The organism is Mycobacterium sp. TH-M25, from assembly GCF_057473665.1.
The window spans coordinates 1-9291 of the sequence record NZ_JBYCLA010000239.1 but is presented as its reverse complement, the minus strand read 5'-3'; the positions used below and the strand labels follow the sequence as shown (position 1 = coordinate 9291).

Genomic DNA, 9291 nt, shown 5'->3' with positions numbered 1-9291 from the left:
TGACCGTCGTCGTGGCGCCCGCTTCCGTTGACCGAACCGGGCCCGGGTTGGCGAGCGTGTCGATGTTGTCGACGCGGGTGTCAAGTCTGATATGCGCGGGTTGGGTACCGCAGGACGGACTGTTCTGCTGGAGCGGATCGCGGGGTCTAGGATCGAGCGTAATCATCTGCAGTGCAGGGTGATTGCTCATAGGGCGTTCGCGGGTCGCTCCCAGGCGCTGCCGCCACCAGGCTCAGGTTCGGACAGTTGTGGGCTGGTGCTGGCCTCAGGTGTCCAAGACGGCCAGTGACCAGCACCAGCCGGCCAACTCACGCGCGATCGCGGTGTTGGCGACCACGGGTCGTTTGTTGCGGGCATCAAAGCGGCACCACCGTGTGTGCAAGCGCCGGTTGGCTTGCTGGCCGCGGGCTCGGGCAGCGGGGCTGGCGGTATCCCAGCGGCGACGTAGGTCGACCCCGGGCCGATACGGCTGGCGGTGGTGCCAGGCCGCTTCGATGAGCAGTCGGCGGGCATGGCCGTTGCCGGTTTTGGTGATCGATCCCTGCGAGCGGGAGCCCCCTGAGGAGTACTCAGTGGGTACCAACCCGAGGTAGGCGCCGATCGAGCGTCCGGTCAGCCGATGCCAGTCACCGATCTCGACGGCCAGGCCGAAGGCGGTCAGCGTCGAGACTCCACGCAGGCAGCCCAACCGGGTGACCACCGGGGTGTAGTCGCTGTCGGCAGCCATCTCGGCGATCGCGGCATCGAGGCGATTGCGGCGATCGACGGTGGCCAACATGGTGTCCAGTGCCGTGTCATAAGCCAGCTGCAACGCGGGGGCCTCGAAGCGCTGTTTGCCAAGCCACATCTCATGGGTGCCGGTCCACGTCCGCCCGCCGGAGTAGATGATCCCTTGCCGCAGCAGTAGCTTCGATACCCGGTGCCGGGCGCTCATGAGATCGCCGCGGCAGTCTTCGCGGGCTCGGACCAGATCCCGGGCGGCTTCCTGGGCGACGCTGGGAACCGTGACTTCGATGATCTGGCCCAGGTGCAGCAGCCGTGCCAAATGCGCGGCATCGCGGGCGTCGGTTTTGACCCGATCGCCCGAGGGCCGCTGCAGCTTCGACGGCGCAGCCACCAGACACACCATCCCTGCCATCGTCAGGAACCGGGCCAACCCGAACCCCGTCGGACCAGCTTCGTAGCTCACTGCCACCACACCGGGCAGCGACTGCAACCATTCCAGGATTTCCTGGTAATCCGGGGTCAACCGGCGTTCGAACACCTCGCCGGTATCTCCGTCCAACGCACACGCAACGACTGATCGTGCGTGCACGTCCAAACCAACACTCGTACGATGACGTTTCACTGGGGCCTCCTACATCTGTGGCTCTACCGGCCAGGACCCAATTCCTGTCGGCAACCCACGTTCACATGCAGCGAGGCCCCAGCCTCCTCATACCGTCTAGGCGCGCTCTGCGAACACCTCCCGCGCCGCGTCTTCCAGAAGTCCGGGAGCGCTGCCCCGACGCGCGCGCTGACCTTGACCGGCCATGGCGAAAGCCTCAGAGCCAGAGGTACATACCGGCGAGCACCAGCCACAGCACGACGCAGTATGCCTCGAACGCGGCGCGCAGGAGCAGCGGCGCGGTGCGCAACTCCATGAAATCCAGGCCGACGAAGCGGACCTTGATCATCGCGAGGGCCAGAACGACCACGGCGATGCCGGAGCCGATCCCATGGTCGGCGCCCACCGCCCAGGACACGATCATCACGATCACGAGCGCCAGCCAAACGAATGTCGAGCGTGCGCGCAGAAGGGAAAGGGTCATCGATCAACTCACCAGATAAAGCAACGGGAAAAGCACGATCCACAACAGATCGACGAGGTGCCAGAAGCAGCCACCGCCCTCGACGAGGGCCATCCTGGTGGTGCTCAATTCCGTGCGCCGAGCCTGAGTCAACAGGAGCAGAAGCACCACAACACCGATCAGCACGTGAAACAGGTGCAGGTCGGTGAGGATGAAGAAGTACAGATAGAAGTTGTTCTGTGTTGGCACGTGACCCTGTGACATCTTCGCCGTGTACTCGACGGCCTTCAATGCGACGAATGCCATGCCGCACAACAGGGCTCCGACGAGCAAGAGCTGGGCAGCCCTACGCTGGCCCTGCCGAATCGCTCGGATCGCTGTCACGACGAACAACGAACTGGTCAGCAGGATCAGCGTATTCGCCAAGCCGATACCGATGCTCAGTGTCCGACGAGACGCGTCGAAAAGCTCGGGTGCCAAAGACCGCTGGTACATGAAGGTGGCAAAGAATGCCCCGAACACGACCATGTCACCGAACAGGAGGATCCACACGCCGGGCTCGCCCGGCACATGGCGCGCTACCCTCTCCGCCGTCGACCGATCGCCGCCGACCGATCGCAGGGTCACTATATTCACGCCGCCGGTTCCCACTCCCGTTGAGCGGCATACTTTTCGCGCTCGGCGGCCTCGACGTCGATCGCCTTGAGCAGCATCACCGCCGTGACGATGATCCAGATGAGGAAGACGGTCAGGGGGATCCAGAAGGCGAACATCCCGTTCCACGCCAGAGGTCCGGTCTTGAACAAGTAGATCGCGCACCCGGGCACACCGAGGACGGCGTACCAGATGTTGAAGTAGCCGAACCACCGCGGGAAACTCGGGACTTTGCGCTTGTCGATGAAGACGGCCAGGGCCACGATGAGCACTTGGGTAATGAGTGGCCCGACCAGCCCGACGAAGATGAACCAGAAGACGTCGTTGAGCGCCTGCGTCACATCGGGAGAGCGTTCGGGGCGGTATGCGGCGAGTGCGGCGAAGACCGAGCACAGCGAGAAGCCGAACGGGAACGTCACGCTCAGCAGGATCTGGGTCACCGACATCGCACCCCAGCAACCCTCGATTCGCCGCACCTGGCGCGACAGCACCGCGAAGAGCGGTGCGTACAGATACGCGAAGAAGATCATCAGTGCGAAACCGATCTGCATCCGCAGCTGGCGATCGGAGTAGATCTGCGCCGTCTCCTCGGCAGTGTCGTTGGGGTCCAGCGGCGGGATGACCCCGGCGATGAACCAGAACATGACCAGGAATGCGCCTGTCATGCCCAGTCCCAGCCAGACCGAAGCCTTCTCGATCTTCACGTGCATCACGCGCTCCTACCGCCGCAGGATGAGGTGGCCGTCACAGTAAGCCGGGCGTCCGCCGTTGGTCAATCAGTGGTTGATTAACGATCGATCGGACGGAATTCGGGAATCCGATAACCACTGTCCCCCAGGTCGACGATACGAAGTTCGACACGCTGGCCGATGCGGACGTCGGCCGGATCGCAGTCGATGACCGCGTTGATCCGCAGCCCCGGTTGCTCGTCCAGTTCGATCAGCCCGACGACGTACGGTGGCACACGTCCCGGCACCAGCGCCTGACGAACCACGATGTAACTGTAAACGGTGCCCCTGCCGCTGACCGCCTCGAAATGCACAGGGCCTCCGGTGAACCGGCTGCGCTCAAGCGGTGGGTGGATCCACTTGCCGGTGTCGTCGCACCGGCACAGCATCAACTTGCCGTTCTTGAGACCTTCCCAATACGGCGCGGTGTCTGGGTCGGGAACCGGGATCGGCGGCTGCAGTGCCGAACTCGTCATGGCTTCTCCCTGCTGTAGAGGTTCGCTCCGCCGAACGGTCCGCCGCCCGCGGTGACCAGCGCCAGTTGCGCGTTGTCGACCTGGCGGACCCCGGCGGCGTGGCGCAATTGCAGCGCCGCCTCGTAGTGGTGGTTCAGTCCGTGGATGTAGCCCTCCGATAGCAGACCGCCGTGCGGGTTGACCACCACGTCACCGCCGTAGGTGGCCCGGCCGGTCGAGAAGAATTTTCCGACTTCGCCCTTCTCGCAGAAGCCGAAGCCCTCCATTGCCGCCATCACGGTGTAGGTGAAGCAGTCGTACATGCACGCCACGTCCAGGTCGGCCGGAGTAAGTCCGGTCTTCTCCCAGATCCTCGGACCCGCGGTACGCGAATACATCTCGGTGGGGTCGTCCCACTCAGTCCACCCGGCGCCACCTTGGGAGTTCGACGATCCGACCAGCCACATCGGCGGCTGCTTGCAATCCCGGGCGATGTCCTCGCCGGTGATCAGGATCGCCACGGCGCCGTCGACCTCCGAGGTGCAATCCAGCACCCGGAAGGGTTCGTTGATCCAGCGGGCGGCCAGATAGTCGTCCATCGTGAGCGGTTCCCGGCGCAGCGCATGCTCGTTCGGGCCAGCGTGCGCACGCTGCGTGATCGCGATCTGGCCGAGATCCTCACAGGTGGAGCCGTATTCGTGCTGATGCCTGCGCGCCCACATGGCGAACCACTGGGGCGGGACCATGAAACCCGATGCCGTGTCGAACTGATCGTGATGCTGCACCTGCATCGGGCCCTCGATGTGACCGAACCGGTATCCGGACCGCCCGTTGAGTGAGCGGTACACCAAGACCGCCTTGCACATGCCGGCCTCGATGACGGCGGCCGCTGTGGCGATCTGGTCGGCTACCAGGTTGCCGCCGCCGTACATCGCGTTCGCCCAGGAGAGTTCGTCGATACCGAGCGCCCATCCCACGAAGATCGGCTGCTCTGAGTCGTTGGCCATGTAGGTGCAGATGCCGTCGATGTCGGCGGTCGTCAGTCCTGCGTCGGCGATGGCGTCCCGGCACGCGGCCACCGCCATGCCACGAGTGGTGCGGCCGGACTGCTGCGAGTATGTCGTGCGGCCGATTCCTACTACGGCACAGGTCATTCGATTCTCCGATCTACTTCGCCACTGGCTCTCGGGGAAGCCCGAGGATTCGCTCGGCGATGAGGTTCCTGACGATCTCCGAGGTTCCGCCCGCGATCGTGAGGCATCGGCTGAACAGATAGTCGTGCACAACCTCCTGCTCCTCACCGAGCAGAATCGCCGGGCCGGCGATCCGCAGCGCGAGCTCGGCGACGCGCTGAGCATGCTCGGCGCCGAACAGTTTGGCGATGTTGCCCTCGATGCCCGGCCCGGAATCGAAGACCGCCCTGGCGGCCTGTCGCAGGTTCAAGGCGGCCAACGTGTAATCCTCGATGAGCAGCGCCCCGACATCGCGTGCGAGGCCGGCGTCGCCGACACGGTGCTGTGCCAACAAGTCGATCAGCGCCTCGGCGGTCATCGTCACGGAACCGCCGCCGATGGAGACCCGCTCGTTGCCGAACGTCGCCATCGCGACGGTCCAGCCGGCGTTCACGGCGCCGACCACGTCGCGGTCGGGCACGAACACGTCTTCGAAGAACACCTCGTTGAACATCGTCTCGCCGTTGATCTCCGTGAGCGGCCTTATTTCGACGCCCGGATCGGCGAGGTCGATGATCATCGCCGTAATGCCCTTGTGCTTCGGCGCATTCGGGTCGGTGCGCACGGTGGCCAGACCACGGTGGCAGTTCACCGCGTCGCTCGTCCACACCTTCTGGCCGGATACGACCCAGCCGTCGTCGACGCGCCTGGCCTTGGTGGCCACCGCCGCGGCGTCCGACCCGGCGCCGGGCTCGCTGAAGAGTTGGCACCAGCGGATGTCGCCCTCGAGGCTGGGCCACATCAGCCGTTCAATCTGTTCGGCGCTGCCATGCTGTAGCAGGGTGGGCACCACCCAGTTGCCTAATCCGAGGCTCGGCTTCTCGAGCCCGTCGAGCACTTCCTCGATGATCAGTTGCTCGACGCTGTCGGCGCCGCGGCCGTATGGCTTTGGCCAGTGCGGGTGTAGGTATCCGCTACGCGCCCAGAGTTTGTGGCGATCGCCGGAGTCGGTCGCCTCGAGTTCGGCACGGAATTCCTGCGCGGCCTGCCGGTACTGTTCGGCTTCGGGCGGTAGATCCACCGAATGGCCACGTCGCACACCCTGCGCGTGCAACTCGGCGACCTTGTCGCGCAGGGCGTCCTGATCACCGGCGAAGACCTCCAGCACCGTGGCGCGCCTGACGTAGAGGTGCGCGTCGTGTTCCCAGGTGTAGCCGATCCCGCCGTGCACCTGCACGTTCTGCAATGCCACCCGCTGATACGCCGGTAGCACGTGCCCAGCCGCCATCGTCGCGGCCAGTTCGGCCTCTGATCCGTTGGCGCGCGCGGAATCCCACATGACGGCCACTGCCAGCTCGGTGTCGACCAGCATGTTCGCGCAGTGGTGCTTGACCGCCTGAAACGATCCGATGGGCCGGCCAAACTGTTCGCGCCTCGCCGCGTAGGCCGTTGCCATCTCGGTGCAGGCACCTAATCCGCCGACGGCCTCGGCCGTGGCGAGAAGCCGCAGGATGCGGGTGACACCGGCGCCCGCTCCCGGGAAGACGTCGGCGACCTCTGCGGAATCCAGGCTCACCACAACGACTGGCCGCATGAGCCGGTCAACCGAATCGATCGTCCGGACGCTCACCCCGTCACCGGCGTGTACCACCACGACGTCGTCACCCACCGGAAGCAAGAACGCATCGGCCGCCGCCTCGGCCAGGGCAGGTATCCCCGTGCCGGACAGTCGCGAATCAGCCACAGTTGCATTGCTTTTCGCGCCGATGCCGACCACCATGTCGCCACTGACCAGCTGCGGCAACCAACGCGCACGCTGCTCATCTGTCCCGAACTCGGCGATCACCGCCGACGCGACGACCGTAGGCAGGAACGGTCCGCCGATCGCTGCACGGCCGAGTTGCTCCAGCACGATGGTCAGCTCCGGCAGCCCGTAGCCCTGCCCGCCGAAGGCTTCGTCCACGTGCAGACCGAGCCACCCGGTCGAGACGATCTCCTTCCACAGCCCGTCGTCGGTCCACCACCGGCCCTTGGCCTCGGCGTCGAGGAGGATCCGACGGGCGACCGCGGCACCACCGCGTCCGGTGACCATCGATTTCGCGACGTCGGCAAGCGCGCGGTGGTCTTCGGTTATTGCCAATGCCATGTAGCGGCCTCACTGGTTGGGGAGTGTTCGATCACCAGGCGGCGCCGAACTTCTCGCGGTAGGTGACCTCGGTGGCGGGGCGACGTCGGGGCGGCGACAGCTTTCTCGCCGGCCGGCCGATATAGAGGGCCGCCATCGGGATCAGGTTCTGTGGCAGTTGCAGAAGTTCGCGGACGCGGTCGACGCCGAACGTAGTCAGGCCGGTGGTCAGACAGGACCCATAGCCCAGATCAGCGGCTGACAGCAGCAGGTTCTGCACGGCCGGGTAGATCGATGACGGCGCGTAGATCTCGGCGACCCGGTCAGTGTCGGCGCAGACAACGACCACCACGGGTGCAGCAGCGAATCCACCCTTGTTGAAACCGTATTCGAGGTCGGCGACCAGTGTCTTGTCCTTGAGGCTCTGCTTGACGAAGTCGCCGCCTCCGGCGTTCCACGTCTCGGTCCACCAGTCGGCAAGCAGCTTCCGGTTCTCCTCGGCGCGGACCACGACGAACGACCAGGGCTGGGTGTTCTCCGCGCTCGGCGCGTGCACTGCGAGCTGCAGCATCTGTTCGATGTCGGAGTCGAGCACCTTTCCGTCCGGGTCGAACCACCTGCAGGCGCGCAGCGCCTGCATCACGGCACGCAGATCCGACATCTCAGTCGGCCAACCGTCGGTCGCCGCAGGGCGTCCAGCCGGTCATCGACACTGTGGACAGATCCAGCGTCTCGCCCAGCGACAACTTCCCCGACATCACCCGCTCGAGGAACTGCGCCATCACGGCTTGGGGCTCCCGATCCAGTTCGTAGATCACCATGTACCGGTGCATGGGCGGGGGCAGTTGGGCGGGCAGATCCTCGTCGTCGGGGATGTCCAACTCCGCGAGGTCGTACCGCTGCGCCGCGACTACACCCGGGACGTCGAGCACCTCGGGCACATGCACCTCGTCGTACCACTTGTTAAACGCGTCGCCCTCGCCCTCGATCGGATTACTCAGGACGACGAATCGATTTCCGGTCACGGACGCGCCTTTCTCACCGGGCCCGCTTCCCGGGCCACTGGAAACAGTATGACAGTCGACTGTCACAGTCAATGTCGTTGACCGTGACAGTCGCTTGTCATACTGTGCTGATCACAACGGCGCCATTGCGCACCGCCGGGAAATCAGATGCATAGGAAGTCGCCATGACTCGCACCGCGCACACGTCGGTGGTGCTCCTCGACGGCTCCGCACAGTTGCCACGCGAGACCCTCGGCAACAAGGGCTACGGCCTCAACATCATGCGGCGCAACGGATTGCCGGTGCCGCCCGCCTTTTGCATCACCACCGAGGTTTGTGCGCAGTGGCTCGACGACCCGGGCACCACCATCGACGGCTTGAGCGAGACGTTGGCTCAGATGATCCACTGCCTCGAAGAACAGACGTCACGCACCTTCGGCCGCGGTCCGCGTCCGCTGCTGGTGAGTGTCCGCAGCGGTGCCGCCTTGTCCATGCCCGGAATGATGGACACCGTCCTCAACCTCGGCATGAATGACGCCGTCGAGCAAGCCTTGGCCCAGACGTTCTCGACAAGATTCGCCATGGACACCCGCGCCAGATTCGCTGACATGTACCGACGGATCGTGCTCGACGGCGACGCGTCCGCCGCAGTGCCCGACGACCCGTTCCTGCAGCTGCGTGGAGCCATCGAAGCCGTGTTCGCCTCATGGAACTCGCCGCGCGCCGTGGCCTACCGCGAGCATCACAGCCACGACGATCTGGGGGGCACGGCAGTCGTGGTGCAGGCCATGGTGTTTGGCAACATGGAATCCAATTCGGGTACCGGTGTCCTGTTCTCCCGCAACCCGATTACCGGTGCCGACGAGCCGTTCGGCGAATGGCTGTCGGGTGGTCAGGGCGAAGACGTCGTATCGGGTACGTTCGACGCACAGCCGATCAGCGCTCTGGCCGAAGAACAGCCGGACCTCTATGACGAGCTCGTCGCCGCTGCCCGGACACTGGAACGGCTCGGCTCCGACGTTCAGGACATCGAGTACACGGTCGAAGAGGGCAAGCTGTGGCTGCTGCAAACGCGCGCGGCCAAACGGTCGGCTCAGGCGGCCGTCCGGCTGGCACTGAAACTTCGCGACGAAGGCCTCATCGACGACATGGAGACGCTGCGCCGGGTGACTCCCGCCCACATCGAGACCCTGCTGATGCCCTCGCTGCAGCCCGAAACCCGGCTGTCAGCACCACTGTTGGCCAAGGGGCTGCCCGCGTGTCCGGGCGTGGCGTCGGGAAAGGCCGTTACCGACGTCGACGATGCGATCGACGCGGCCGAGGACGGACAGGACGTCATCCTGGTACGCAGCTCAACCAGCCC

At 65.1% G+C, this 9291-nt stretch carries 10 protein-coding genes; 1 reads left to right on the top strand and 9 read right to left on the bottom strand.

Going from position 1 to position 9291, the window contains the following annotated elements; all coding sequences use genetic code 11:
- Positions 1 to 265: 265 nt before the first annotated feature.
- From AC2VOU_RS07960 to AC2VOU_RS07920, 9 genes are all read right to left on the bottom strand, one after another.
- A complete protein-coding gene (locus AC2VOU_RS07960) occupies positions 266 to 1348 on the bottom strand; it encodes an IS110 family RNA-guided transposase (RefSeq protein WP_486956880.1) in 1083 nt (360 codons plus the stop codon).
- A 196-nt stretch (positions 1349 to 1544) separates the two neighbouring features.
- A complete protein-coding gene (locus AC2VOU_RS07955; protein WP_407688199.1) occupies positions 1545 to 1811 on the bottom strand; it encodes a cytochrome C oxidase subunit IV family protein in 267 nt (88 codons plus the stop codon).
- A 3-nt stretch (positions 1812 to 1814) separates the two neighbouring features.
- Entirely contained in the window at positions 1815 to 2342 is a 528-nt protein-coding gene (locus tag AC2VOU_RS07950) for a cytochrome c oxidase subunit 3 (protein ID WP_486956879.1), read from the bottom strand.
- A gap of 80 nt (positions 2343 to 2422) precedes the next feature.
- A complete protein-coding gene (locus tag AC2VOU_RS07945) occupies positions 2423 to 3154 on the bottom strand; it encodes a hypothetical protein (protein ID WP_407688197.1) in 732 nt (243 codons plus the stop codon).
- A gap of 77 nt (positions 3155 to 3231) precedes the next feature.
- Positions 3232 to 3648 carry a Zn-ribbon domain-containing OB-fold protein gene (locus AC2VOU_RS07940; RefSeq protein WP_407688196.1) on the bottom strand — a complete coding sequence of 139 codons (417 nt, stop codon included), beginning with the start codon at positions 3646 to 3648 and terminating at the stop codon, positions 3232 to 3234.
- A complete protein-coding gene (locus tag AC2VOU_RS07935; RefSeq protein WP_407688195.1) occupies positions 3645 to 4781 on the bottom strand; it encodes a thiolase C-terminal domain-containing protein in 1137 nt (378 codons plus the stop codon). The genes AC2VOU_RS07940 and AC2VOU_RS07935 overlap by 4 nt, the downstream gene beginning before the upstream one ends.
- Positions 4782 to 4794: 13 nt before the next feature.
- A complete protein-coding gene (locus tag AC2VOU_RS07930) occupies positions 4795 to 6945 on the bottom strand; it encodes an acyl-CoA dehydrogenase family protein (RefSeq protein ID WP_486956878.1) in 2151 nt (716 codons plus the stop codon).
- A gap of 31 nt (positions 6946 to 6976) precedes the next feature.
- Positions 6977 to 7585 (bottom strand): nitroreductase family protein, encoded by a 609-nt coding sequence (locus AC2VOU_RS07925; protein ID WP_407688193.1) that lies wholly within the window; start codon positions 7583 to 7585, stop codon positions 6977 to 6979.
- Between the two features lies 1 nt (position 7586).
- Positions 7587 to 7949: a hypothetical protein gene (locus tag AC2VOU_RS07920; RefSeq protein ID WP_407688192.1), complete on the bottom strand. Its 363-nt coding sequence runs from the start codon at positions 7947 to 7949 to the stop codon at positions 7587 to 7589.
- A gap of 164 nt (positions 7950 to 8113) precedes the next feature.
- Here AC2VOU_RS07920 and AC2VOU_RS07915 point away from each other — a divergent pair.
- On the top strand, positions 8114 to 9291 hold a 1178-nt coding region (locus AC2VOU_RS07915), incomplete at its 3' end, for a pyruvate, phosphate dikinase (protein WP_486956877.1).

Coding starts and splice junctions, on each gene's coding strand:
- AC2VOU_RS07955 (WP_407688199.1), bottom strand. CDS start 1,811: ATGACCCTTTCCCTTCTGCGCGCACGCTCGACATTCGTTTGGCTGGCG.
- AC2VOU_RS07945 (WP_407688197.1), bottom strand. CDS start 3,154: ATGCACGTGAAGATCGAGAAGGCTTCGGTCTGGCTGGGACTGGGCATG.
- AC2VOU_RS07940 (WP_407688196.1), bottom strand. CDS start 3,648: ATGACGAGTTCGGCACTGCAGCCGCCGATCCCGGTTCCCGACCCAGAC.
- AC2VOU_RS07935 (WP_407688195.1), bottom strand. CDS start 4,781: ATGACCTGTGCCGTAGTAGGAATCGGCCGCACGACATACTCGCAGCAG.
- AC2VOU_RS07930 (WP_486956878.1), bottom strand. CDS start 6,945: ATGGCATTGGCAATAACCGAAGACCACCGCGCGCTTGCCGACGTCGCG.
- AC2VOU_RS07925 (WP_407688193.1), bottom strand. CDS start 7,585: ATGTCGGATCTGCGTGCCGTGATGCAGGCGCTGCGCGCCTGCAGGTGG.